Source organism: Halomarina halobia (assembly GCF_029338575.1).
Taxonomy (GTDB): Archaea; Halobacteriota; Halobacteria; order Halobacteriales; family Haloarculaceae; genus Halomarina; species Halomarina halobia.
The window spans coordinates 714,134-739,161 of sequence record NZ_CP119992.1 but is presented as its reverse complement, the minus strand read 5'-3'; the positions used below and the strand labels follow the sequence as shown (position 1 = coordinate 739,161).

The 25,028-nt window shown below is 68.4% G+C and carries 27 protein-coding genes, 2 tRNA genes and 1 pseudogene; 19 read left to right on the top strand and 11 right to left on the bottom strand.

Features of this window, described 5'->3' with window-relative positions:
• Positions 1-72 precede the first annotated feature (72 nt).
• From cdd to P1K31_RS03925, 3 genes are read left to right on the top strand one after another with little or no spacing between them, the layout of a single operon-like run.
• Positions 73-480 (top strand): cytidine deaminase, encoded by a 408-nt coding sequence (gene cdd, locus P1K31_RS03935; protein WP_276304976.1) that lies wholly within the window; start codon positions 73-75, stop codon positions 478-480.
• Positions 481-526: 46 nt separating this feature from the next.
• A complete protein-coding gene (locus tag P1K31_RS03930) occupies positions 527-1,333 on the top strand; it encodes a nucleoside phosphorylase (protein ID WP_276304975.1) in 807 nt (268 codons plus the stop codon).
• Between the two features lie 46 nt (positions 1,334-1,379).
• Complete coding sequence (locus tag P1K31_RS03925) at positions 1,380-1,805, top strand: rhodanese-like domain-containing protein (RefSeq protein ID WP_276304974.1); 426 nt, start codon at positions 1,380-1,382, stop codon at positions 1,803-1,805.
• Between the two features lie 457 nt (positions 1,806-2,262).
• Here P1K31_RS03925 and P1K31_RS03920 read toward each other — a convergent pair whose 3' ends face one another.
• Entirely contained in the window at positions 2,263-3,441 is a 1,179-nt protein-coding gene (locus tag P1K31_RS03920; RefSeq protein WP_276304973.1) for an NAD(P)/FAD-dependent oxidoreductase, read from the bottom strand.
• Between the two features lie 144 nt (positions 3,442-3,585).
• Complete coding sequence (locus P1K31_RS03915; protein WP_276304972.1) at positions 3,586-4,125, bottom strand: HTH domain-containing protein; 540 nt, start codon at positions 4,123-4,125, stop codon at positions 3,586-3,588.
• A 90-nt stretch (positions 4,126-4,215) separates the two neighbouring features.
• Between P1K31_RS03915 and P1K31_RS03910 the strand changes: the two genes are divergently transcribed.
• The gene (locus P1K31_RS03910) at positions 4,216-5,130 is read left to right on the top strand and encodes an NAD-dependent epimerase/dehydratase family protein (RefSeq protein WP_276304971.1); all 915 of its coding nucleotides are present in this window, start codon (positions 4,216-4,218) and stop codon (positions 5,128-5,130) included.
• Between the two features lie 28 nt (positions 5,131-5,158).
• On the opposite strand, the gene P1K31_RS03905 is transcribed toward P1K31_RS03910, so the two are convergent.
• Positions 5,159-6,442 (bottom strand): TIGR00341 family protein, encoded by a 1,284-nt coding sequence (locus tag P1K31_RS03905; RefSeq protein WP_276304970.1) that lies wholly within the window; start codon positions 6,440-6,442, stop codon positions 5,159-5,161.
• A 157-nt stretch (positions 6,443-6,599) separates the two neighbouring features.
• On the opposite strand from P1K31_RS03905, the gene rocF reads away from it, so the two are divergent.
• The 9 genes and pseudogenes from rocF (at position 6,600) to P1K31_RS03860 (ending at position 12,639) form a co-directional block, all read left to right on the top strand.
• Positions 6,600-7,502 (top strand): arginase, encoded by a 903-nt coding sequence (gene rocF, locus P1K31_RS03900; protein WP_276304969.1) that lies wholly within the window; start codon positions 6,600-6,602, stop codon positions 7,500-7,502.
• Between the two features lie 114 nt (positions 7,503-7,616).
• Positions 7,617-8,267 (top strand): class I SAM-dependent methyltransferase, encoded by a 651-nt coding sequence (locus P1K31_RS03895; RefSeq protein WP_276304968.1) that lies wholly within the window; start codon positions 7,617-7,619, stop codon positions 8,265-8,267.
• Positions 8,268-8,469: 202 nt separating this feature from the next.
• Positions 8,470-8,835 carry a hypothetical protein gene (locus P1K31_RS03890; RefSeq protein WP_276304967.1) on the top strand — a complete coding sequence of 122 codons (366 nt, stop codon included), beginning with the start codon at positions 8,470-8,472 and terminating at the stop codon, positions 8,833-8,835.
• Positions 8,836-8,846: 11 nt separating this feature from the next.
• Positions 8,847-10,385: an alpha,alpha-trehalose-phosphate synthase (UDP-forming) gene (locus P1K31_RS03885; protein ID WP_276304966.1), complete on the top strand. Its 1,539-nt coding sequence runs from the start codon at positions 8,847-8,849 to the stop codon at positions 10,383-10,385.
• Complete coding sequence (gene otsB / locus P1K31_RS03880; protein WP_276304965.1) at positions 10,382-11,290, top strand: trehalose-phosphatase; 909 nt, start codon at positions 10,382-10,384, stop codon at positions 11,288-11,290. The genes P1K31_RS03885 and otsB overlap by 4 nt, the downstream gene beginning before the upstream one ends.
• A 71-nt stretch (positions 11,291-11,361) precedes the next feature.
• Positions 11,362-11,432: transfer RNA gene (locus P1K31_RS03875), tRNA-Gly, on the top strand.
• Positions 11,433-11,535: 103 nt separating this feature from the next.
• Positions 11,536-11,619, top strand: a pseudogene (locus P1K31_RS22030) (hypothetical protein); the annotation flags it as partial.
• A gap of 243 nt (positions 11,620-11,862) precedes the next feature.
• Positions 11,863-12,267, top strand: coding sequence for a CBS domain-containing protein (locus P1K31_RS03865; protein ID WP_276304963.1), 405 nt, complete (start codon positions 11,863-11,865; stop codon positions 12,265-12,267).
• Positions 12,268-12,354: 87 nt separating this feature from the next.
• Entirely contained in the window at positions 12,355-12,639 is a 285-nt protein-coding gene (locus P1K31_RS03860; RefSeq protein WP_276304962.1) for a translation initiation factor eIF-1A, read from the top strand.
• Positions 12,640-12,811: 172 nt separating this feature from the next.
• Here P1K31_RS03860 and P1K31_RS03855 read toward each other — a convergent pair whose 3' ends face one another.
• From P1K31_RS03855 to P1K31_RS03840, 4 genes are all read right to left on the bottom strand, one after another.
• Positions 12,812-13,114 (bottom strand): hypothetical protein, encoded by a 303-nt coding sequence (locus P1K31_RS03855; RefSeq protein WP_276304961.1) that lies wholly within the window; start codon positions 13,112-13,114, stop codon positions 12,812-12,814.
• Between the two features lie 304 nt (positions 13,115-13,418).
• The gene (locus P1K31_RS03850; RefSeq protein WP_276304960.1) at positions 13,419-14,690 is read right to left on the bottom strand and encodes an MFS transporter; all 1,272 of its coding nucleotides are present in this window, start codon (positions 14,688-14,690) and stop codon (positions 13,419-13,421) included.
• A gap of 352 nt (positions 14,691-15,042) precedes the next feature.
• On the bottom strand, positions 15,043-15,855 hold the full coding sequence (locus P1K31_RS03845; RefSeq protein WP_276304959.1) for an HD domain-containing protein: 813 nt from the start codon (positions 15,853-15,855) through the stop codon (positions 15,043-15,045).
• 78 nt (positions 15,856-15,933) lie between these two features.
• The gene (locus P1K31_RS03840; protein ID WP_276304958.1) at positions 15,934-16,413 is read right to left on the bottom strand and encodes a redoxin domain-containing protein; all 480 of its coding nucleotides are present in this window, start codon (positions 16,411-16,413) and stop codon (positions 15,934-15,936) included.
• Between the two features lie 93 nt (positions 16,414-16,506).
• On the opposite strand from P1K31_RS03840, the gene P1K31_RS03835 reads away from it, so the two are divergent.
• From P1K31_RS03835 to P1K31_RS03820, 4 genes are all read left to right on the top strand, one after another.
• Complete coding sequence (locus P1K31_RS03835; protein ID WP_276304957.1) at positions 16,507-16,830, top strand: twin-arginine translocase TatA/TatE family subunit; 324 nt, start codon at positions 16,507-16,509, stop codon at positions 16,828-16,830.
• 28 nt (positions 16,831-16,858) lie between these two features.
• Positions 16,859-16,931, top strand: a tRNA-Arg gene (locus tag P1K31_RS03830).
• 538 nt (positions 16,932-17,469) lie between these two features.
• A complete protein-coding gene (locus tag P1K31_RS03825; protein WP_276304956.1) occupies positions 17,470-18,156 on the top strand; it encodes a helix-turn-helix domain-containing protein in 687 nt (228 codons plus the stop codon).
• A 95-nt stretch (positions 18,157-18,251) separates the two neighbouring features.
• The gene (locus P1K31_RS03820; protein ID WP_276304955.1) at positions 18,252-18,392 is read left to right on the top strand and encodes a hypothetical protein; all 141 of its coding nucleotides are present in this window, start codon (positions 18,252-18,254) and stop codon (positions 18,390-18,392) included.
• 21 nt (positions 18,393-18,413) lie between these two features.
• Here P1K31_RS03820 and P1K31_RS03815 read toward each other — a convergent pair whose 3' ends face one another.
• The 4 genes from P1K31_RS03815 to P1K31_RS03800 form a co-directional block, all read right to left on the bottom strand.
• Entirely contained in the window at positions 18,414-18,722 is a 309-nt protein-coding gene (locus tag P1K31_RS03815) for a HalOD1 output domain-containing protein (RefSeq protein ID WP_276304954.1), read from the bottom strand.
• Between the two features lie 243 nt (positions 18,723-18,965).
• Complete coding sequence (locus P1K31_RS03810; protein WP_276304953.1) at positions 18,966-20,003, bottom strand: MBL fold metallo-hydrolase; 1,038 nt, start codon at positions 20,001-20,003, stop codon at positions 18,966-18,968.
• A complete protein-coding gene (locus P1K31_RS03805) occupies positions 20,000-20,287 on the bottom strand; it encodes a ubiquitin-like small modifier protein 1 (protein WP_276304952.1) in 288 nt (95 codons plus the stop codon). Before P1K31_RS03805 ends, P1K31_RS03810 begins: the two co-directional genes overlap by 4 nt.
• A 1,149-nt stretch (positions 20,288-21,436) precedes the next feature.
• Positions 21,437-23,440, bottom strand: a complete 2,004-nt coding sequence (locus P1K31_RS03800) for a DEAD/DEAH box helicase (protein ID WP_379793832.1) — start codon at positions 23,438-23,440, stop codon at positions 21,437-21,439.
• Between the two features lie 176 nt (positions 23,441-23,616).
• Between P1K31_RS03800 and P1K31_RS03795 the strand changes: the two genes are divergently transcribed.
• Together P1K31_RS03795 and P1K31_RS03790 are read left to right on the top strand one after the other, a co-directional pair.
• The gene (locus tag P1K31_RS03795) at positions 23,617-24,075 is read left to right on the top strand and encodes a 6-pyruvoyl trahydropterin synthase family protein (RefSeq protein ID WP_276304950.1); all 459 of its coding nucleotides are present in this window, start codon (positions 23,617-23,619) and stop codon (positions 24,073-24,075) included.
• Between the two features lie 3 nt (positions 24,076-24,078).
• A complete protein-coding gene (locus tag P1K31_RS03790) occupies positions 24,079-24,855 on the top strand; it encodes a 7-carboxy-7-deazaguanine synthase QueE (RefSeq protein WP_276304949.1) in 777 nt (258 codons plus the stop codon).
• Positions 24,856-25,028: the final 173 nt, after the last annotated feature.

Sequence of the window (25,028 nt, the reverse complement as noted above, 5' to 3'; positions counted from 1 at the left end):
GGCGACGGCGTCCGTCGTCTCCGTCGTCCGCCGCGGCGGAGGCTATTTCCCCCGGCACCGTGAACGCCAGCCATGGACGCGACCGGACTCGTCGAACTCGCCCGGGAGGCCCTCGCGGACGCCTACGTCCCCTACTCAGGGTACCGCGTGGGTGCCGCACTCGAGACCGCCGACGGCACCGTCTACACTGGCTGTAACATCGAGAACGCGAACTACTCGAACTCGCTGCACGCCGAGGAGGTCGCCGTCGCCGAGGCGGTCAAGAACGGCCACGCCGAGTTCACGCGCATCGCCGTCACCTCCGGCGCGCGGGACGGCGTCACCCCCTGCGGGATGTGCCGGCAGACGCTCGTCGAGTTCTGCGGGGAGGACCTCCCGGTGCTCTGTGACGAGGGCGATTCGATCCGCGAGTACGCGCTCGGCGACCTCCTCCCGAACGCGATCTCGCTCGACACGCTCGAGGCCGCCGGCGAACGGTAGCGCGGTAATCCCCCGGCTATTTGTCCGCCGCCCCGGAACGACGGACATGAGCGACGCAGACGACGTGCAGTACCACATCGAGGCGGGGCCGGGCGACGTCGCCCGGACGGTCCTCCTCCCGGGGGACACCGAGCGAGTGGATCGGATCATCGCCGGCTGGGACACCGCAGAGGAGGTCGCCTCCCACCGCGAGTACCGCACCGTCACCGGGACGTACGAGGGGACGCCGATCTCCGTCACCTCGACGGGTATCGGGAGTCCGTCGGCCGCGATCGCCGTCGAGGAGCTCGCGGAGGTGGGCGCGGACACCTTCGTCCGCGTCGGTTCCTGCGGCGCGATCCAGCCCGGGATCGAGATCGGCGATCTCGTCGTCTCCTCCGGCGGCGTCCGGCAGGAGGGGACCAGCGCGGCGTACGTCCGCGAGACGTACCCCGCGGTCGCCGACCACGAGGTCGTGACGGCGCTCGTCGCCGCCGCCGAGCGCCTCGGCTACGACTACCACGTCGGGCTCACTGCCTCGACGGACTCCTTCTACGCGGGACAGGGCCGCCCCGGCTTCGGGGGGTACGTCACCGCCGAGGGGACGGCGCTGTTCGAGGAGATGCGCGACGCGAACGTGAAGAACTTCGAGATGGAGGCGAGCGCGATCTTCACGCTGGCGAACGTCTACGGGCTCCGCGCGGGGGCGGTGTGCGCGGTCTACGCGAACCGCGTGACCGACGAGTTCCGGGTCGAGGGGCAGCGCCGCGCCGTCGAGACGGCGAACCTCGCGGTCCACCTGCTCGCGCGGATGGACGCCGTCACGGCCGAGGCGGGGGCCGACCGCTGGCACGCCGGGCTCTCGCTCGACTGAGCGCCATCCGACAGACCTTTGTCACTCGTCCCCGCACCACACGGAGATGACCGAACTGCGCCGTACCGCGTGGGGGATGGCCGAGGCGGCCGAACGGAACGTAGAGCGCATCTCTATCGAGGACGTTCGCGAGGTGTACGACGACGAGGACGTGACGCTCCTCGACATCCGCGACGTGCGCGAGCTGTGGATCGAGGGGACGATCCCGGGCGCGAAGCACGCGCCGCGCGGGATGCTCGAGTTCTGGGCGGACCCCGAGACGAAGTACTACCGGGACTACTTCGACCCGCGGCGGCGCTACGTGTTGTTCTGTAACGAGGCGGGCCGCTCGGCGCTCGCCGCCGAGCGCCTGCGCGAGATGGGTTTCGAGGACGTGGCCCACCTGGACGGGGGGTTCACCGCCTGGCGGGAGGCGGGCTACCCGGTCGAGGAGGTCGAACAGCGCGACTACAAGAACCGGTCCGACGGGTAGGCCGGGCGGGCGAACGGGCGACCCCCCGCCAGGGGTCGCGGGGCGTGGCGTCGAGCACCCGCGAGTGAGGCCGACGGCCGAGCGAGCGGACGCGCCGAACGACCACGGGGAGAGCCGCGGTTCTGGTGGAGGTTTTGCTGCGGCCGCTCGCCTCGCTCCCCGGCAAAACCTCCTGGCGTACAGGCGACGTCGGCACCGCGACCGCTCCGCGGGACGCGACGTCGCACAACCGCGCTCGCCCCGCGGCGACTCTCAGGTCACGGGAAAGTCTGGTCCCGCTCTCAGTTATAAACGTTCGGCAGACTTCGAGCCGACAGCAGCCGCGGTACGCTCCGTGTCATACCGCGAGCGAGTGAAACGAGCGAGCGGCGTTTTTTGGTCCGGACTTTTGCGCCGAGCGGTTCCCGCAGCGAGGTCGAAGACCGAGCGAGGAAACCCGAGGCGTAAAAAGGTGGTCTTACATGTCCGGCCACGCCTTCGCGGCGCGACCGGGGCCGGTGATGGTGTTGATCCAGCGCGAGGCGACCGACTTCTTGAGCGCCTCGGCGGGGAACCCGCCGAACAGCTTCACCGGGAGCGAGAAGCCGTTGACCGGCTTGACGTCGTAGGCGACGGCCTCCTCGCCGACGGAGATGAGCGTCCCCTTGTCGACGTGCTCCCACTCCCTGAGCGGCTGTCCGTTCATCGCGCGCTTTACGTTCTCGCCGACGACCTCGGCCGCCTGCCAGGCCGCCTGTGCGGTGGGCGGGGCGGGGTCGCCGTTCAACTGCTCGACGAGCGCGGAGTCGCCGATGGCGAAGACCCGCTCGTCGCTCGTCTGGAACGTGGAGGAGGTGGTGAGGCGGTGGCTGCGCTCGTCCTGCCCGATGTCGAGGTTCTCCGCGACCCCCTGACCGGTGATGCCGCCGGTCCAGATGAGCACGTCGTACGGCAGTTCCGTGTCGTCGCCGATGTAGACCGTGTCCTCGTCGACCTCCCCGATGAACTCGCCGGTCATGATGTTGATGTCGCGCTCGCGGAGCATCTCGTCGAGCCGTTCCTGGAGTTCGGGTTCGCCCGGCGGGAAGACGCTGTCGAGGCCCTCGACGAGGTGGATGTCGATCGGCGCGCGGTGCCTGTCGCGGAACTCGGCGATCTGGCCGGCGGTCTGGATGCCGGAGAGGCCCGCGCCGCCGACGACGATCTGCGCGCGGTCGCTCCGGGAGGCCTCGCGTGCGGCCTGCTTGACGGCGTCGTGGATCGCGAGCGCGTCGTCGAGCGACTTGAGGGTGTAGGCGTGTTCCTGCAGCCCCTCGATGCCGAAGAAGGCGGTTCGCGAGCCGATGGCGACGACGCAGTAGTCGTAGTTGACGGTCGTTCCGTCGTCGAGTTCGATCTCGCGGTCGTCGGTGTCGATGCCGGTGACCTCCGCCTGGATGAAGCGGGTCGAGGGGGCCTTGATCTCCTCGACGGGGATGGCGATCTTCTCCTTGACCGACGGATCGCTGATGACGCGGTGGGCCTCGTGGAGCACGAGGTGGTAGTCCACGTCGGAGATCCAGGTGAGGTCGACCCGGTCACCGAGGTTCTCTTCGATACTCTTGACCGCGCCGGCCCCGGCGTACCCGGATCCGAGGACGACGACGTTTTCCGTCATGTCCACCCCTCCAACCCCCTCGGATACAAAGGCTTTGGAACGGTTATCGGCACTCTCGCCGTGGTATTCGGTCGCAAACGGACTCTCGAACCGACGGGTCGAGCGGGAGCGATAGTCGGGTAGCGGGGCGAACTCCGTCCCGGCTCAGTGCTCGGGCGCTTCCTCGCCGGACGGGGCTTCCATGCCGGTCGTCGAGACGATGAGGACGTTGTTCGTGTCGTCCTTGCCGTCGAGGACGCCCTCGATGCGGAGTTTCGAGCGCGGCGTCGGGCCGACGACGACGGTGTCGCCCTCGTGGAAGTCCTTGATGGAGCCGTGCAGGCGGATCTCGGCGCGACAGAGCTCGGGGTGGTGGACGCTCGTCAGGTCGATCTCCTGGACGTTCGCCCCCGAGACGCGCTCGCCGTTGTGGTAGAAGGGGACGTCCGCCGGTTCGTCGAGCTGCTCGAGTTCGAGCGCCTCGTAGGCCGTCGCCGTCGGTTTGTACCCGCCCTTCGGTCCCGGGACGCCCTCGACCAGCTGGAGCGCCTTCAGGCTCTGCATCTGGTTCCGGATGGTGCCCGGGTTACGGTCTACCTTCGCCGCGATGTCCTCGCCCTTTACAGCTCGCTCCGAAACCCCATACAGGTTGATGAGTTCCTGCAGTATCTCCCGCTGGCTCGAGGTGAGTTCGATTGATGACATAGCTTATCATTTGAAACTGCTCGCCATAAGTCCGACGGTGAGACGGGCGCAAGGCGGTATTACTTAGTGTTCCGACATGGGGAAGGGAGTATGGACGGCAAGCGAGTCCTCGTGACGGGTGGTGCCGGTTTCATCGGGTCGAACCTCGCAAACTACCTCGCGGCGTCGAACGACGTCGTCGCGGTCGACGACCTCTATCTCGGCACGCCCGACAACCTCGACGACGGCGTCGAGTTCGTCGAGGCGAGCGTTCTCGACGACGACCTCCCCACCGACGTGGACGTCGTCTTCCACCTCGCCGCGCTCTCCTCGTACAAGATGCACGAGGAGAACCCTCGCGTCGGCGCACGGGTGAACGTCGAGGGGTTCGTCAACACCGTCGATCAGGCCCGCGAGGACGGCTGTGACACGGTCGTCTACGCCTCGACCTCCTCGATCTACGGGTCGCGCACGGAGCCCTCCCCCGAGTCGATGCCCGTCGAGGCGCACACGGGCTATGAGGCCTCGAAGCTCGCGAGAGAGCGCTACGGCGAGTACTTCTACAACCACTACGGCGTGCGGTGTGCCGGACTGCGCTTCTTCTCGGTCTACCAGGGCTTCGAGAGCGGTAACGAGGAACACAAGGGCGAGTACGCGAACACGGTCGCGCAGTTCACCCACCAGATCGCGAACGGCGAGCGGCCCGTCCTCTTCGGCGACGGCTCCCAGACGCGCGACTTCACCCACGTCGACGACGTCGTCCGCGGGATCGAACTCGCCGCCGACCACCGCCTCCGCGGGATCTACAACCTCGGAACGGGCGTGAGCTACTCGTTCAACGAGATGATCGACATGATCAACGCCGAACTCGGCACCGACGTCGAACCGGAGTACGTCGAGAACCCCCTCCCGGTGTACGTCCACGACACGAAGGCCGACGCGACGAAGATGCGGGAGGCGACCGGCTGGGAGCCGCGGATCGACTTCGAGGAGGGCGTCGCGCGGGTCTGCGCTCCCTACAGATGACCAGAACGGAGCGACAGCGGTCCCGCACCTACTCCGAACGGAGGCGATCGGTGAACTGCACCTCGACGAGCACCGACCGTCCGGTCGCCTCCTCGATCTGCCGATCCAGGTCGGCGGCGAGCAGCGGGTAGCTCTCGCCCGCCGGGCGCGACACCACCACCGTCACCTTCGGCTGCTGGCCGAAATACTCGACCGTGCTGAGCTCGGTCTGCACCTGCGACACCTCGAGCTGTCGGTACTCCGGTCCCTCGATCACGGCCGACACGCCCTCGTTGACGTCGTTGTTGTACGCGACCTGGTCGGCGACCAGCCCCCCGGCGAGCGCGAACGTCCCGACGAGGAGGAGAAACGCCCCCGCGAGCGACGCGTACCGGCGGGCCCCTCGCACGCCGCCGGTCCACCCGTCGGGCCGGTAGCCGAGGTACCAGAGGACGAGGAACCCGGCGAGGTTCACCGCGACGGCGTTGACGACGAGCAGGAGGAACGCGCCGAGCGCGACCGAGGGTAACCCCCACGCGACGCCGATGCCGACGGCCGCCGCGGCGGGGATGAGCGCCGCCGCGATCATCACGCCCACGAGCGAGACGGGGAGCGCGGTGGCGAGGCCGAACGCCCCGGCACCGCCCGCACAGAGCGCGACGGACAGGGACAGCAGTCCGGGAGAGATGCGCTTGGTGATCTGGTTCACCGTCGAGACGTCGAGGACGGCGGTGACGAACTGACCGGTCTTGAGCGCGTAGCCGAACGCGAACGCGGCGACGACCGCCAGCCCGAGGCCGAGCGCCTGTGACTTCAGCCCGAGCCAGGTCATCCGGCGGTCGTCGAGCGCCATGCCGACGCTCGCGGTCATCGCCGACCCGACCTGCGGCGCGATGACCATCGCGCCCACCACGACCGCCGGCGAGTCGAGCAGGAGGCCCGCCGCGGCGACGATGGCGCTGAACACCGTCATCGAGTAGTAGGTGAGCGCGCCGCGGTGCATGTCGAACGCCTTCGCGCGGATCTCCTCGGTCGCGACGGCGTCGTCCTCCTCGACGCCCGCGACGAAGCGGTCCTCGAGGTCCTCGAAGTTGGCCGTCTTCGCCGTCTCCGCGCTGGCGATGACGGTGTACTGTCCGTCGTCGAACCCCGCCTCGCGGAGCTTCCCCAGGACGAACCCTACCGCCTGGGTCGGTAGCGGGAACTCCAGCAGCGCCGTCTCCCCGTCGTCGCTGGCGTCGCGCGTGAGCACGAAGTCGACGTTCTCCGCCTCCAGCACCGACACCGCCTCGTCGCACCTGGCGCGGGGAACGACCAGCTTGATCAGCCGCATGTACGGACACTCCCTCGACGGAGGGGTATAGTCGTTCTCCGTTCCGTCGCGTCGAATTCCGTTACATACTCGACGACGGTAGTGTTCGAACGTGGAGGGGGTCGCCGGTCGGGGTCGAACCGCGGTCCCTAAACCGACCGGCGGAGTACGCCCCGACATGTCACGACCCGTCAAGATCATCGGCGCGCCGATGGACCTCGGCGCGGACCGGCGAGGGGTGGACATGGGTCCCTCCGCGATCCGGTACGCGGGGCTCGCCGAGACGATCGGCGCGCTCCCGCGCGCCTGCATCGACGTCGGCGACCTCCCGGTTACCCACCCGGAGCAGGGGGACCCCGACGCCTCACCCGAGGGAGGACGGGCGAAGTACCTCTCGGAGGTCGAGTCCGTCTGCGTGGGGCTCGCCGAGGAGGTCGCCGCCACGCTCGAGGAGGACGCCGTCCCGCTCATACTGGGGGGCGATCACTCCATCGCCATCGGGAGCCTCAACGGGAGCGCCCGGACGGGGGACGTCGGCGTCGTCTGGTTCGACGCCCACGGCGACTTCAACACGCCCGCCACTTCCCCCAGCGGGAACGTCCACGGGATGCCCCTCGCGGCCGTCCTCGGGGAGGGCGAGTTCGCCGACGCCGAGTGGGCGCGCGCCCCGACCGTCGCTCCCGAGAACGTCGCCCTCGTGGGCGTCCGCAGCCTCGACGACGCGGAGCGCGAGGCCCTGTCCGACACCGACGTCACCGTGTTCACGATGACCGACATCGACGAGCGCGGCGTCATCGACGTGACCGAGGAGGCGCTCGACGTCGCCGGGCGCGGGACCGACGGCGTCCACGTCAGCCTCGACCTCGACTGGCTCGACCCGGACGAGGCACCCGGCGTCGGCACGCCCGTCCGGGGCGGCGTCACCTACCGCGAGGCCCACGCCGCGATGGAGGTCGTCGCCGAGTGCGACCTGCGCTCGCTCGAGGCCGTCGAGGTGAACCCCATCCTCGACCAGCACAACCGCACCGCCGAACTCGCGGTCGAACTCGTCGCGAGCGCGCTCGGCAGGCGGATCATCTGATCCCCGATCGCCGTCCTCGACTCCCCCGGAAGCGGGCGTCGGTCGACGCGCTCCACCGTCCGCGTGGGCGACCGGTGGCTACATCACGGTCGGCGGCGACCCTCCGGACGAAGGATGACCGACCGACGGGCGGTGCGAGACACGTACGACCGCATCGCGTCTCACTTCGCACAGACGCGGGAGTACCCCTGGCCCGAGGTCGAGGCGTTCGTCGAGGGAGCGGAGGGCGTGCGAACGGCGCTCGACCTCGGCTGCGGGAACGGGCGGCACGCCGAACTGCTCGCCGAGCGCGCCGAGCGCGTCGTCGGCCTCGACCTGAGTCGGGGCGTGCTGGCGACGACCCGCGAGCGCGCCGCGACGCGGGGCTTCGACCTCGATCTCGTGCAGGGCGACGCGTCGAGCCTCCCGCTTCGGACCGACGGCGTCGACCTCGCGGTGTACGTCGCCGCGTTACACCACCTCCCGTCGAGGGCGCTCCGCCGGGCCAGCCTGGACGACCTCGCGCGGGTGCTCGCGCCCGACGGCCGGGCGCTCGTGAGCGTCTGGAGCGTCACCCATTCGACGTTCGACGCGACCGAGGGTTTCGATACGACCGTCGGCTGGACGCTCCCCGGCGGCGAGGTGGTCGAGCGCTACTACCACGTCTACGACCCCGAGGAGTTCGATCGAGACGTGCGCGAGAGCGCGCTCGCCGTCGAGCGGTGCTACGAGAGCGGGGGAAACTGTTACGCAGTCGTTATGTCTACGCGCCGATCGCCCGGATAAACCGCTCGTTTATCTCCGGTGTCCCGACGTGGGTGCGTCTATCGGGGCTTGCTGCGGCGACGAGAAACGGTCGTTACCGTCGGCATTAACGGTCGAGAAGCGCGATACTCATCCTACGAGAGGGGGGATCCTACCCTACTTATTCGTCAGGCACCGGCAGGCAGAAGCGGAACCTTCCGGGATACGCTGCTAACGAATACCCATGGAAGACCCGCTTGCCCACATCGATCCGCCGCCCGGGTGGACGTGTGAGGCAGATCCGCACGGAGAGGAACTCCGGTTCCGCCACGAGACGGAACCGGTAGTCATCACCGTGGAGCGCTGTCGCGCCGACCACCACGTCCTCGGGGACGCCGACATGTGGAAGGGCACGGTCTCTCACGGCTTTCCCGACGCGCGGAACGAGACGACGTTCCACACCGCACCGACGATCGAGAGCGTGCTCGATCGTCTCCCACTGGTGTTCCGCCAGTTCGACGAGACCGGAGCGATGGCGAGTACGCCGTCCGGACGATATCCCGTTCGCACCGGCCGTCCGTCGTCCCGCTGGCTGGAACTGCGACACTGAGGTACGAATCGATGCAAGTACCTGATACGGACGTCGTGGAGGAGTCGAAGGGCGCGGCGACCGACTCGCTCGCCGGGGTGAACCTGCTCGTGGTGTCGAACCGTCAGCCGTACCGCCACGAGTTCGCCTCCGCGGCCGACGAGGAGGTCGTCGTCGAACGACCTACCGGCGGGTTGACCGCCGGGCTGGATCCGGTGATGCAGTCCACGGAGGGGACGTGGATCGCGTGGGGCGACGGCGAGGCCGACGAGGCGGTCGCGGACGACGACGACTGCGTCGTCGTCCCGCCCGAGGACCCCGCGTACACGCTCAGACGGATCTGGCTCGACGAGGAGGCGGTCGACGAGTACTACTACGGGTACAGCAACCAGGGGCTCTGGCCGCTGTGTCACTCCGCCCTCACGAAGACCCGCTTCTCACAGCGGTTCTGGGACACCTACCGGGCGGTGAACGAGCGCTTCGCGGCCGCGGTCGCGGAGCAGTGCGCCGGCGACCGGTCGTGGGTCTGGTTCCACGACTACCACCTGGCGCTTGCGCCTCGCATGCTCCGCGACCGCGGGGAGTCCGAGGCGCTGCTCGCGCACTTCTGGCACATCCCGTGGCCCGGCCCGGACGTGTACCAGGCCTGCCCGCAACGTCGAGAACTGCTCGACGGACTGCTGGCGAACGACCTCCTCGGCTTCCACGTCGATCGGTACGTGGAGAACTTCCTCGACTGCGTCGAGGATCTGTTGGAGGGGGCCGTCGTCGACCGGGAGAACGACGCGGTCCGGTACGACGGTCACCGGACGCTCGTCCGGGCGTTCCCGATGGGGGTGGACGCGGAGCGCATCGACCGTCAGAGCGCCTCCGACGAGGCCGCGGGCTTCTGGTGGGAGTTCGCCCGCGAACACGACCTCGTCGATCCGGAGCGACAGCTCGTCCTCGGGGTCGACCGCCTCGACTACGCGAAGGGCATCCTCGAACGGTTCGACGCGCTGGAGCGGCTCTGGGAGAACCACCCCGAGTGGCGCGGTCGGTTCACCTACGTCCAGAAGGGGACCGAGACGCGCACGGGTATCCGCGAGTACCAGGAGTACCAGAACCGCATCGAGGAGGCCGTCGAGCGGCTGAACGAACGGTTCGGGACGGACGACTGGCGACCGGTCGTTCCGCTCGGAGAGCGGCTCTCCGAGGAGGCGCTGGCCGGCCTCTACCGCCACGCCGACGTCGCGCTCGTGAGTTCCATCCGCGACGGTATGAACCTCGTCGCGAAGGAGTACGTCGCCGCCCAGCGCGACGTGGACGGCGTGCTCGTCCTCAGCCGCCACGCGGGGGCCCACGACGAGCCGACGTTCGCCGAGAACGTCCTCACCACCGACCCGCTCGACACCGACGAGTTCGCGGAGACCATCCGGACGGCGCTGTCGCTCCCCCGGGAGGAGCGCCGCCAGCGCATGGAGCGACTCAGGCGACACGTCCGGACGTACGACCTGTCGTGGTGGATGGACGCCGTCTTCGAGGCGATGAACGCGATAGAGTCGGAGTCCCGTCGCCTCCACGACCGATGACGACTGACGAGTGGCTGTCGGCCGGAGAGTCGCGCTCGGCGTCGGACCCGGAATCGGAGTCGGAGGCGGAGGCCGAATCGGGGGCGGGGGTCCCCTCGCTGTGGAGTATCTCGGACGCCGTGGCCGACCGCCTGGCGGACGCGGAGGGGCTCCTCGTCTGTCTCGACTTCGACGGGACGCTCGCTCCGATCGTTCCGCGACCCGAGGAGGCCGCGATCCCCGCGGCGACCCGCAAGCGGATACGGGCGCTCAACGCGCTCGACGGCGTCCAGGTCGCCGTCGTCAGCGGGCGCGCGCTGACCGACGTCCGCGAGCGCGTCGGCCTCGACGGCCTCGTCTACGCCGGCAACCACGGGCTGGAACTCGAACGCGGGGGGGATCTCACCGTTCACCCCCTCGCGTCGGCGTCGCGTCCCGCGCTCCGGCGCGCCTGCCGCGCCATCCACGCCCGCCTGGGGACCATCCCGGGCTGTCGGGTGGAGGACAAGGGCGTGACCGCGACGGTCCACTACCGCGACGCCGCCGACGCCGCCGTCCCCGCCATCGAGGAGGTCGTCTCGACCGTCGCCGGGGCGGAATCGCTGCGCGTCACCGACGGGAAGGCCGTCTTCGAGATCCGCCCGCGCATTCCCTGGGGGAAGGGGCGGATCGTCTCGCTGCTCGCGGCCGAGGTGGGCGGCGGCTGGCTGCCGATCTACGTCGGCGACGACACCTCCGACGAGGACGCCTTCGGCGTTCTCGCCGACGGCGTCGGCATCGGCGTCGTCGTCGGCTCGCCGTCCGCGACGGCGGCCGCCGCGCGCCTCGACGACCCGGACGACGTCGCGACGTTCGTCGGCTGGCTGACGGCGCGATGGGCGGACCGTCCGGTCGAGGTGATCGACGCGGAAGGGAAACGCCCTTAACGCGAGCCGCGAAAGCCTCGAGTACGCATCGGCGGTTCCGCGCGCGACGGGGCGGCGGGTGCGGGAGACGCGCACCGATAGTCTAGTGGTAGGACATGGGCCTTCCAAGCCCATAGCCCGGGTTCGAATCCCGGTCGGTGCACTTCTGCGAGGAACGACGGTGACGAGCGAAGGCACTCCGCCGGCGATTCGAATCAGGGAGTGAAGCGTGTCGACTAGCGGAGCGACCGCGGTTCATCAACGAGGTGGCCGTCCGCGAGCACGACCGCCCGCTTTCCGAGATACCACCGGCGGTCGTCTGCGAACACTACCACGAGCTCTACGACGTGCACGTTCCGGCGCTCGCGGCCGTCGGCGTGCTCACCTACGATCAGGAGCGGGACCTGGTCGCGCTCGACGGCTACGGCCCCGCACAGACCGCCCTCGACGAAGCCCACCTGCTCGCCTACGCCCCCCACCGACCCCCCGAGGACCGAGACGGCCTCCCGATCGAAGCTCGAACGTCTCCTTTTCAGCGACCCGCGGGCCGTTCCGATGACAACGACTATGTGACCCTCGTGCTATCGTCACGCATGGACGATGTCTTCGTCGCGCAGTTGATGTCCTCGATCACGTACACCGTCTCCCCCGACACGCTCGTGGAGGACGCGGCGCAGACGATGCTCGCGAACGACATCGGGTCGGTCGTCGTCACCGACGCCGACAACCGCGTCGCGGGGATCCTGACCACCACCGACTTCGTCCGGATCGTCGCCGAGAGCCATCCGAAGGCCGAGACCGCCGTCTCGGCGTACATGACCGCGGACGTAATCACCACCACGGCGCAGACGCCGGTCCGCGACGCCGCGGACGAGATGATCGAACACGGCTTTCACCACCTGCCCGTGGTCGACGAGACGGAGGGCCTCATCGGGATGATCACCACGTCCGACCTCACGGCCTACGTGTCTCACGTCCAGACGCCCGACCCATCGTAGCGGCGAGGCGAGGTGGGCCGCGACCGGCGTGTCACGCGCTACCGCGAGTCCCCCACGACTTAACCGTGCCTACTGCATAGAGCAGGTGTGAGCGAGGAATCAGGGCGTCGGAACCTCCGCATGCCCAACAGCGATCAAGTGTTCGCCGTCGTGACCGAACATCTCGGCGGAAACCACGTCCGCCTCCACTGCGAGGACGGCAAGACGCGACTCGGACGGATCCCCGGGCGAATGAAGTACCGGATCTGGATCAACGAGGACGACGTGGTCCTCGCCGAGCCGTGGGACTGGCAGGACGAGAAGGCGACCATCGAGTGGCGCTACACGGGACAGGACGCCGCGCAGCTCCGCGCCGAGGGTCACATCCAGTGACATCGCTGCCGATCTGAGCATCGAAACGCCGGACGCTACATTCTAGCCGCGGTCGAAGCGATAGACGCCATCGGATAGTCTACACGCTCTACGTACGTATCCAGCGCGTCGTACCGCACGGTACCGCGTGCAGTGTGGGTCGGAAGAATTCGGCCAGTTCGCTACGATCGTCTCAGTCGGCGTTCGGAGGCGCGGCCTCGGTGGACTGTCGCGCGCCGTTCGACCCTCGGGTCGGGTTGAAGGGGTGCGGCGAGCGGATCGCCGCGATGAGGCTCCACATGATCCCCGTGAGGAACGCCCCGGCCGCCGAGAGGGTCATGCCGAGGGAGAAGAACGTGACGCCGTAGACGATCCCGATCGTCGCCGACGGGGCGCTCGTCCCGAGCGGCACGTTCGCCATCGAGTCCCGCAGGGTGGGGACGAGGACGAACAGCGAGGAGACGCTTCCCGCGAGGAAGATCAGATCCTGCCACATCACTCTTCCACCTCAGCGTGTGCTACTGCCGTGTGCCAATCGTATCGTGCCATCACCTAGACGGAGGAGATACGCTACTGAAAAGATTTACTCATTGTTGCGTAAATACTTTCATTACGGTTCTATTTGCCACCACGTGACGCACTTCCGTACCGCTTGGATCCGAGGCGGGGCGCGAGTGAGGCGACCTCGATCGTCCCCGCGTGACGTCGCGCATCGGTTCGATCCGGCGGACACGACACAGCCTCCCCGCCGGCGGTCCTCGTTCGCCGCTGTGCCCGGCGTCGGACGGTCCCGGTGGCGGTCAGTCCGCTCGGGCCGGCGCGGCGATACCGTCGGGATCGGCGGTGTACATGAACGCGAAGACGCCGCTGGCCAGGGCGATCAGTCCCGCCGCGAGCGCGAAGGCCGTGAACACGCCGCTCGCGTCCCAGACGACGCCGACGGTCACCGGGCCGGCGACCTGACCGACCTTCCAGGCGATCGAGCGCAGCGACATGCTCGCGGCGACGGCGTCGAACCGCTGGCCCTCCTCGACGAACAGCGCCATGCTCGCCGGGAGGCGGACGCTGTCGGCGACGCCACAGATCCCGTAGGCGGCGAACAGGACGAAGAAGGCGGGCGGCAGGGCCCGTCCGGCGACGGCGACGCTCGGCAGCACGCCCTCCGCGTGGCCCGCGAGCGGGATGACGAGCGCGCCGACCGCGTAGAGCAGCGCCCCGGCGAACACGAAGCGGTGTTTGTTCCCGACGCGATCGGTGAGTCCGCCGACGAACCCCTGCGTGAGCCCCTTCGTGACCTTCCCGCCGGCGAGGATGCCGCCGACGAGAAACGGGCTCATCCCGAACGCGTTGTGCGCGTAGATGGGCAGGAAGAGCAGGACGGCCATCTTCCCGAACGAGAGGCCGAAGCGAAAGACGACGAGCGCGCGGACGGTCGATCGCCCCACGAGTCGCCTGATCGTCTCCAGCCCGGTCGCCTCCTCGGGATCGGTCCGGCCGCCGGGGTTGTCCCGGAGGAACGAGTAGAGCAGGAGGAACGCCCCCGTGGAGACGACCGTGAGCGCGCCGTACGTCGCGCCGAACCCGTAGACGGCCAGCAGGTACCCCCCGACGAGGTCCCCCGCGAGCGAGGAGAACGCCCCGACCTGGTTGTAGGTGCCGAGCCACTGGCCGCGCTCGCCGGACGGGCTGATCTCGCCGACGACGGTCGTTCCGGTGATCCACAGCAGGCTGGCGCTCACCCCCTGCAGGACGCGCACGAGGATGACGTCGACCACGCCGGAGACGAGCCAGAAGCCGACGAAGACGACGACGTTGAGCGCGAGCCCCGCCAGGAGGTAGCGCTTCGCGTTGCCGGTGTCGATCTTTCGCCCGAGCGGGAGGACGATGAGCAACTGGGCGAGCGCGAAGGCCGTCCCGAACAGCCCCTCGACGGTGCTGGTCGTGTGGAACTGGTCGGCGTAGAGCGCCAGCGCGATGGCGATCGTCGAGTACGCCTGCGCGCGGGCGAAGGCCGTGCCGCTCAGCGCGAGGAACTCGCGGTCGCGGAGTACGCTCAGTGACCCCCCAGACACGTTGCCCGTACCTCCGTGCGCGAGTCGTTTAAGCCCATCACTCGCGGAAGTGAGTGAAACACGGTACCGCAGTGCAACGAAGGTGCGAACAGGTGACACCGGGCATCGGTCGCCGTGACCGGTCGCCGGGATCGGACGCCGGACACGGACACCGGGCACGGACGCCGGACGATCGCGAGGGGACGCGTCACGCTACCGCGGTACCCCCCGCGGCGACGGGTCACAGTGATTATCGTAAGTCACCACAGAAACCTCGCCACACGGCGTTACGAGAATCCCCGAATAGTTACGATAATCACTATCAGGTCATACGTCGGGTGGCCCCGTCATCGCACGAGAACGTTCGCCCGACTCAGAGTTCGATGCGCTCGACGAGTCGGTCACCGCCCTCGTGGACGTTGATGGCCACGATTCGGATGTCGTCCTCGATGAGCGAGTCGTGGAGCTTCGACTTCAGCAGTTCGTCCACCTGGTAGACGCCCGCGGCGTCGGTCATCTCGATCTCGACGAGTACCGGGAAGCTGTCGCCCTCGCGCAGGGTGACCGTCTGGATCGCCTGGCTGGAGAGCGTGTTGATGCCGCGGCCACCCTTCTCGTAGGGGATGCGCGAGCGCCCGCGCTCCATGTCGAGCGCGTCGGCGACGCGGACGACGCCCGCCTCGCGCGTGAGCGGCTGTTCCTCGGTGTGGTGACACAGGATGGCGTGGAGCACCTCACCCTTCACGCGGACGCAGTCGGCGAGGTCGTAGAACTCGGGCAGGATCCGGTCGAGGACGTCGGCCGCGAGCGGGATGGAGTAGTAGGGGTGCTCGTCGCGGTGGACGACGTGGCCGATGTCGTGAAGCTGAGCGGCGAGTGCGATGATGACGCCCTCGTCGGCCTCATCCAGGTCCTGCTGGCTCGCGCCGTTGAACTCGACGCCGCCGGCCTTGAGCAGATCGTACAGACAGAGCGCCCGGTTGCGCACGATGGCGATGTGCTTGCGCCCGTGGTCGTTGTAGCCCTTGCGGTCGACGGGGTTGACGTTCTGCGCGTCGAGGTACGTCTGGATCTCCTCGTCCCGGTCCATGTACGCGAGGACCTCGTTCAGGCGCTCGTCGGGGAACGCATGCTCGGCGTCGGGGTCGTAGGTCCGGCCGCCGTTGCCGCGGTCTGCTGTACTCATGTGTAGGGACCTAGACGGCCGCGAGAAAATGACTTTGGCTATCGGCGGGCGCTCTGCTGGGGGATAGCTTCGACGGGTCTACGCGGCCGCGACGGCCGCGTCCTCGACCTCGTCGTAGTCCGGTTCGACGCCCGGATCGTCGCTGACCCACGCGTAGGTGACCTCGCCGTCCGCGTCGATGACGAACACGGCGCGCTTCGCGATGTCCTCGACCCCGAGTTCCTCGAAGTCCATCGAGACGTCGTACTGCTCGACGAGTTCGTCGTTGGCGTCGCTGATCAGCGGGAAGGTGAGGTCGAGTTCGTCGTGGAAGGCGTTGAGCGCGAACGGGGAGTCGACGCTCACCCCGTACAACTGGACGTCCTGCTCGGAGAAGGCGTCGATGCGATCGCGGAAGGTCGCCAGTTCGTGCGAGCAGACGCTCGTGAACGCGCCCGGGAAGAACGCGAGGACGACGGGACCGTCGTCCAGCGCCTCCGACAGGGTGAACGTCTCGATGTCCTCTCCGGTCGCGAGCGGTGCGGTGAAGTCCGGTGTCGTGTCTCCTACGTCGACCATGTACACCTCCGCGTACGGACGAATCGTACATAAGATCGGCTACTCGTTCCGAGCAAAAGGCCTATAATCGGCAGTTCGTAAAGGACAGTATACATGGCAACCACCGTAGTACCGCTGTTTCCCGGGATACCGGGGGGGCCGGAACTCCTGATCATCCTCCTCATCATCATCGTGCTGTTCGGCGCGAACAAGCTCCCGCAGCTCGCCCGCTCCAGCGGGCAGGCGATGGGCGAGTTCCAGAAGGGCCGCGAAGAGGTAGAACAGGAACTCCAGCAGATGCGCGAGAGCGGTACGACGTCCGACAGCGACGACGAGACGACCGAGGACACCGCGACGACGTCGGTCACGGAGCCCGAGACCGAGGCGGAGTACGGGACGGAAACCGAAACCGAGGCGGAAACCGAAAAGCAGAACTGATTTTTTCTCTCCCCGGGGACTTCTCGTGGGGCGTGTGGCCTAGTGGACAGGGCGAGAGGTTCCTAACCTCTCGATCGCGGGTTCGAATCCCGTCACGCCCGCTGTTGTGCCGAACGAAGTGAGGCCAACAACGAACCGTACGGATTCGCAACCGCTCCGGAACGATAGCGACGCCGTCGAAAAGACAGGAACGGCGGCGGACTCGTCGTGGGCACGGTTGACGGTACGTCCGCCGATGAGCATGAGAGGGGTCGGATGGCACACGATTTGGTTACGTCACCCCTCGTTTCGAAGATAGCTACCTATCTGCATATGCGTGTCGCCTGCTGGTGCCGTCTGCGCCGCCGGAACTGTCGAATTCAGGGTAACGTACCGCAGTTCGACCAGTCGCGGGAGAGGGTGGAGCCGGGCCGACCTCGAGACTATAGCAGCCCCGACGAGGCGGCGCGCGGATTGACGAACGCGCGCCCGGGTCCCGTCGGCGAACGGTTTTCCGGCGTCCGATCCCATCAAAACGAGACGAATGACGAAATTAACCGCCAATAGCGAGCCATAATCGCTGAAAAGAACACAAGAATATCGTCGAGTTCAGCTATTTTAGCAATATAGCTTAATACCGCCTGTATTAAAAACCTCCGCATGAGCACTCTCGTGACCGGGAGTCTGTCGGCGGACTCGTTCGCCCTCGCGGAGACGTTCGACGCCGTTCCGGACCTCGCATTCGAGTGTGAACGGATGGCCGCGGCGGAGGGCGCGCCCGCGTCGCTCCTCTGGATGCGGACGGCGCGGCACCCGCGCCTCGCGTCGGCGCTCCGGAACGACCCCGACGTCGAGGAGACCGTGGTCGTCGTGGGCCGGAGCGCCCGTCGACTCTATCGGGTGTGGTGGCGGCCCGATGTCACCGCCAAACTCGATCGGCTGCTGCGGAACGACGCGATCCTCCTCAAGGCGTGGGGGAACGCCGCCGAGTGGACGTTCCGCCTCCTCTACCCGTCGCGAGATGCCTGTTCGAACGCGCACGAGCACAACCGGGAATACGACCTGGACTACGACGTCAAACGGATCCAGGACGGCGAGGAGATCCAGACGCTCCCATCGCGGGGACTGACCGACGCGCAACTCGAGGCCCTGCTGATCGCGACGCGCGCGGGCTACTTCGAGGTACCGCGGACCGCCAATCTCGAGGAGGTAGCGGCGGAGCTCGGCATCTCCCACCAGGCGCTCTCCGAACGCCTCCGCCGCGCGCAGGAGACCCTCGTCAGGGAGACGTTCTTCACCGACGACGCGGAGTCTGACCTCGAGGTAGAGCGCCCGCGTCGGGCGTGACCCGGCGTCCATTCGACGCATCTCGGCGGGTCGCCGTATGGGCCGGGCGAGCGCGTATCCGTGCGACGATGCTCGAGGTGTGTCGAGTGCCGATCATGGCCTGCGAGTGCTTCGACGAGTGCGCCCCGCCCTCGGCGTACGTCACGCTCGGCGCGGACGTCGAGGGCTACTACGAGCGATTCGGCCTCGAACGCCCCCGTGACGACCAGTACGGGATGGCCCTGACCGTCGAGTGACGGCGGACCGGCCCGTCGCGCTCAGTGCTCGATTACGAAGACCTCGTCGGCCGTGACGACGACGGCGTACTCATCGTACGCGAACTGCATCGCGGTCACCGCCGGAGGCGTCGCATTCGACGTGGGCTGGAACAGTGCCGTCAGTGCGTCGGGATCGACGTACTCGAACAGCGGATCGAGATCGGTCGCGTCGGTGCCGGTCACCTCGACGAGCGCGTCGATGACCGCATCGATCACCGGATCGCTCGATGCCCAGTCGACCGATGCACGTCCTCTGATGACGCCCGTGTCGTCGTCGGAAATGTATTGTTCTACTGATCTAATCGACATAATGGTATTACTCTGTCCGTGTATATCAAGATATGTGTCCCGTTTCAGCGTTTGAAACTGACGGCGATTTCGGTTCGTAGAGGACTTCACGTTGCCGGATAGCCCGCCGATAGCGACAGACATTACCACACGAGACGGGCCTTCAGGCGAGTCGGACCTATGTATTGGTAATCAATCTCTCATATTACCGATGTCGTGAATCGGGGGTGCACCTGTGACGCGCGGTTGCTCGTTCGACCCGGTTCAGGTACTGGGTTCCGGGCGGGCGTCGGAGTCGGAGACGTCGGGGAAGAGCGCATCGAGGTCGGCGTCCGCGTCCGCGATGGCGTACCTCCCATCCGTGTTCTCGACGACGCCCGCGCTTTCGAGGTGGTGGAGGTGCGCGTACGCCTCGCCGGGGCCGTGGAGGATGTGGATGCTCCTGAGTTCCCCGAAGAGGTGGGCGCTGACCGTCCAGGCGTCGGCGGGGCCGTGCTCCTCGAGCACCGCGAGGACGCGGTCGGTCCGCTCGCGGTGGTGCACGACGATGTCGGCGGCGCGACCGGCGGGGTCGACGATCGGACCGCGGTGTCCCGGCCACGCGCGGGCGTACCCCGATTCGACGATCTCCGAGAGCGTCTCGAGGTAGCGTTCGAGCGGTCGCTCGACGCGGACGTCCGCGCCGCCGACGTTCGGCGTGTAGTAGGGGAGGAGCGCGTCGCCGCTGAACAACTCCGCGCCGGCCGCGCCGGACGGTGCGCGGTACTCGCTCTCGACGGTGAACCCGGAGAGCCCCTTCGTGTGTCCCGGCAGGTGGACGGCGGTGAGTTCGCGGTCGCCGGCCTCGAAGGAGTCGCCCGCCTCGAACGGTTCGACCTCGGCGGGGTCGCCCGCGATGGTCGACTCTCCCCCGAGGAAGTCGAACAGTTCCTCCCGGGGCGCGTCGGGCATCCCCCACGTAGCGAGCAGGTCGCGCTGCCGCGCGGTCATCGCCGCCTGTGCATCCGGGTCCTGCTCGATCAGGGGCGCGTCCGCGCGGTGGGCGCGGACGACTGCGCCGCTCGCCGACTGGATCTCGCCCGCGAGGCCTGCGTGGTCCGCGTGCCAGTGAGTGAGAAGTACCTGCTCGACGTCCTCGAAGGCGAGGCCGCGGGCGTCGAGTCCCTCGTGCAGCTGCCGGCGCGTGTCGGGCGTCGACACGCCCGTGTCGACGAGCGTCGTCACCGCGCCGTCGAGGACGTACGCGTTGTTCAGCCCCTCGAAGGCGGTGTTTCCGAGGCTGATGGCGTCGACGCCCCTCACGCGCGACCACCCGCGACCGACGGGACCGCGCCGACCGTGTCGCCCGCCGAGAGGCGGGTCTTCCCCCCGGCGAGGTCACGAACGTTCTCGCCGTTGACGAGGACGTTGAGGTGGGGGCGGAGTCGACCGTCGCCGTCGAAGACGAGCGACCCCAGGGGGGGGTACTCGTCTGTGACCTCCCGGAGGGCGACCTCGACGGTGGCGGCCGCCGGAACCTCGCGGGCGAGGCGGCGCTCCCCGACCGCGTCGCGGAGCGTCCCGTAGAGTTCGAACTGGACTGACATGCACCACTCTGACGGGCGAACCGATATAACCCCGTCGGCGTGGGCATCGATCTCAAGGCTATCGGCACCCGGTGACAACCGCACGCCCGGAGCGAGTGACGACCCCGACGGCGCGATTTGACGACCTGCCGGCGTTCGTCTCCCTCTCCAGATTGGGCCCCGTCACGAGCGGGAACCACGCCGACCGCTACGCGACCTGATCCCAACGGCGAGCGACCAGCCGAACGTCCGGGTCGAGAGAGCGATGCACGTCTCCGGGAGGACGCGGGGCGGTCGCTCGCCGACGGGATCGTGGCGATCGTCGACCGGACGTGAGTCAGGTCGACGACCCGGCCACAGGTGGGGATGTACTCGCGGACCGGGCGCACCTGCCCGTTCGCACGGGCGCCCGCTTCGTGACGGCGCGTGGGTGTTCCACCCGGTCGGGAGCACACGGTCCGCGAACACAACGCACTCGTCGCGTGGGGATGCAGAAGGCAGTGACGAGTGCAATCTCTCCTTGACGGCCCCGCCGTATAACGGTTGTGTAATGTTATCATTTATCGATCTATGGGTGCCGTACAGTATCGGGGGATCGCGACCACACCTGTACACCACAGTTCGACCACGTCTATCGGTCGTCGGACGCCGGCGCGTCGGAGGGAAAGCGGGGTCGACCGCGGCCGTCCCGAAGTGATCCGGCGAATCGCGGAGCCGGTACTCCGACTCCGATTACGGGAGACAGTTCGCACGAACGACTTGCGGCGATCGAGTCGGCTTGTCGGCCACTGAAACGGCGCGCACACCAATCGCGAGTACGGCGCAGTACGTAGCCGACACCGACGTCGACCGGCGACGGCCGGCCGCCGCCGGAGGCGAGAGAACGCACGGATCGGCGAGAATCCGGACTGGCTCGATAGCGGCGAGGATGGAGTAGGAGATCGCCGGCGCGGAAGCGACGGGCGACCAGCTGTGTGATGCCGGCTTCGCCATCGTCGACACGTGGGGAACCCCCTCCTCGCTGGAAGCGGACGGGAGAAACGAGGAGGAGGACGCGCCGTGGACGTTCTTCTCCGCGCGGCTCGACGCGTGAGCGGGTCGCCCATCCCGGTCCGAAGCTTGCCACACCCGACCCGAATCGACGCGGGGAGGACAGTCCGACCGGTCGTCCTACCTCGGCCCGTCGCCGTCCCCCTCCGACCGCTCTTCCTCCGCATCGCCCGCGCCCTTCCCGCCGTCCCCCTCGACCGCCATCGGCGCGTCGCCCTCGTTCACGCGGATCCCCTTGCCAGCGAGGTGGCGAAGCTGGTGGCGGGCGTAGTCCTCCTCGACCGTGCCGCGCGTGGCGAGGACGTACAGCAGGGCGCTTCCCGCCGGTCGCATCGTCCGGCCGGCGCGCTGTGCGCCCTGCCTGCGCGAGCCGCCGAGGCCGGAGGCGACGACGGCGACCTCCGCGTTCGGCAGGTCGATCCCCTCGTCGCCCACCCGCGAGACGACGAGCACCTCGCGATCGCCGTCGCGGAACTCCCTGAACAGCGCGCTGCGCTCGCCGTGGCGCATCTCGCCGGAGATGAACGGCGCGTCGATCGCCTCGGCGATCGCGCGCCCCTGATCGAGGTACTCGACGAACACCAGCGCCTTCTGCCCGGCGTGGCGGGCGAGCAGCGCGCGCACGGCGTCGACCTTGGCGGGGTTCATCGCGGCGACCTGCCGGCGCTCGTGGCCCTCGCTACTCACGTACTCGTTGCGCGCCATGTCGTCGGCCCACGGGACGTAGCGGATCTCGACCTCCGGCTCCGCGACGAACCCCGCCTCGAACAGCGCCGACCAGTCGGTGCCGATGGGCGGCCCGATGAGCGTGAATATCTCCCGCTCCCGGTCGTCCTCCCGGATGGGCGTCGCCGACAGCCCGAGGCGGTGCTTCGCCTGCAGGTCGGCGGAGCGCCGGAAGACGGCGGATGGTATGTGGTGACACTCATCATACACGATCAGGCCCCACCGCCGCTCGTCGAACAGGGTTCGGTGGCGGTCCATTCCGGCGGTCTGGTAGGTGGCGATCGTCACCGGGCGGATCTCCTTCTCGCCGCCGTGGTACTCGCCGATCTGGTCGGGTTCGAGCGCGGTGTCGGAGAGCAGGCTCCCGCGCCACTGCTCTGCGAGGTCGCGGCTCGGGACGAGGATCAGCGTCTCGCCGCCGACGCTCGCCATCGCGCCCATCGCGGCGACCGTCTTGCCGCTGCCCGGCGGGCCGACGAAGACCCCCGAGCCGCGCTCCTCGAAGCGCTCGACCCAGTGGCGCTGGTAGTCCCGCAGGTCGAGGCGGAGGTCCACGTCCAGCGGATCGCCCGTCTCCAGGTCGCGCTGGTCCTGGACGGGATAGCCCGCCTCGTAGAGGATCCGCTTTACCTCCCCGATCGCCTCGTCGTTGACCCAGCTCTCCGTGTCGGAGACGTCCGCGCGGAGGTGCTCGCCCGGTTCGAGCCTCTGTCGGGCGACGTTGCCCATGAGTTCGGGGCTGGAGGCGGAGAGCAGCGTGTAGCCGTCCGGGTGGGTGACGAGCGCGAACCGCCGGGCGCGGGTCCACTGGCGCTCGACCCACTCCTCCAGGTGGGGCGAGCGTTCGGGGAGCACCCCGCGCATCGTCCGCAGGAGGCCGTCCAGGTGGTCGTAGGGGGCCTGCCAGATGTCCTCCTCGCGGATGCGGTAGATGTACGCGCCGTCGCGGGTGGAGTCCACGAGGTGGGCGAACTGGGCGAGCTGCGCCCGCGTGAACTGTTGGGGATGCTCGACGACGAGTTCGCGCCGGTCGGGGAAGGCGATCACGTGCTCGCGCTCTGCGAGCGCCTGGAGGTGGGTGGGGTACCAGACGACCGGGTCGGCCGTGACGTCGACGCGCTCCGCGCGCCCCGCGCCCGCGAGGGCGTCGAGGCGCTCGACCGCCTCCGCCTGCGAGACGCCGAGGATCCGGGCCGCGTCGCTCGCCGTGACGACCGGGCGACCCAGCTCCTGTATCACCTCGTGAAACCGATCCGCGCTCAACCCCCCCGCCGCGTCGTCTGCCTCGGAGTCGGACTGCTCAGACACTACCGGAAATAGGGCCGCGGTTCCCAAACCGGTTGCGTCCTCGCGCGGCAGCGTTACCTTAGAAGAGTGGTGGACGGATGGCGGCGGCATCGCCAGGCACTGCGTCGAGACGGTTTCACACGTCCAGAAAGCCCCACCCGGCGTTGAATGGGTGGCGGGGCTTTCTGGCTACTCTCGGTCTCCGCATCAGCGGAGTCGACGCTACGGTAACGGTGCCCTCGCGCGACCCGTATACGCTTAAGTGCGCGTTGCGATAATCTCGAGGTATGGGCGAAGGAGTACTCGGAGAGCAGGACCGGGACGCGCTCGCGTCGGCCGGCGAGCGCGTCCTGCGGGTGGGGCGCGATCGACCGATCCGCATCAGCGCGGGCCACCGCCTGCTCCACCACGACGGGAAGTGTTCGCGGCCGCACGGCCACAACTACGAGGTCTCGGTGACGGTGCGCGGCGAGCTCACCGAGGAGGGGTGGATCGTGGACAAGGGCGAGGTGACGGACGTGATCGACGAGTGGGATCACGCCTTCCTCGTCGAACGGGGCGATCCGCTGATAGAGGCGTTCGAGGCCTCGGGCGACGGGGACGCGCTCGTGGTGCTCGAACACCCCCCGACCGCCGAGGTGATGGCGGTCGTGCTGGAGGGGCGCCTGCGCGATCACCTGCCGGAGACGGTTTCCGAGGTGTCCGTCACGGTCGCCGAGACGGGCGAGCTCTGCTCGGGGCGCTGAGCCGTGCCCGTCAACGCCGACCGCGAGACGGTGCCCGCCACCGGCGACGAGGGGGACCTCCCGATCAACGAGCTGTTCTACTCGCTGCAGGGGGAAGGGAAGCTCGCCGGCGTCCCCTCAGTGTTCGTCCGCACGAGCGGCTGCAACCTCCGGTGCTGGTTCTGCGACTCCTATCACACCTCCTGGGAGCCGACCCACGCCCGGATGACCGTCGATGACGTGCTCAGGGAGGTGCGCGCCCGCGAGCGCGCGGAGCACGTCGTCCTCACCGGCGGCGAGCCGCTCGTCCACGAGGCGAGCGTCGAGCTGCTGGAGCGACTCGCCGACGCGGGCTACCACACCACCGTCGAGACCAACGGGACGATCCACCGCGACGCGCCGATCGACCTCGCGAGCGTCAGCCCGAAACTCGCCTCCAGCACGCCGACGCCCGAGAACGCCCCGGAGGGCGCGGACGCCGGCGCGTGGACCGAGCGCCACGAGGCGCGGCGGATCGACCTCGCGTCGCTCGCGCGGTTCGTCGAGGACTACGAGACGCAACTGAAGTTCGTCGTCACCGGTCCCGACGACCTGCCCGAAGTCGTCTCGCTCGTCGAGGAGGTGCGCGCGGCGGCGGCCGCGCCGGTTCCGAACGACGACGTGCTGCTCATGCCCGAGGGGACGACCCGCGAGGCGCTGGCCGAGCGACGTACCGAGGTCGCCGACCTCGCGCTGGAGTACGGCTTCCGCTACACGCCCCGGCTCCACGTCGACCTCTGGAACGACGCGCCCGGGACGTGACACCTCGCGCGCCCGGCTCGCCTCGTCGGCGGGCGCGGCGAGCCGACGCGCCGACTACGCGACCGGCCCATCCGGTATGGGATGGAAGATAATGATGAATGCGAACGCATCGTCAATTTGAGTGGACGCATATTCGGGAAGATCGCTCGATAGCTATCGTTTTACATGAACGT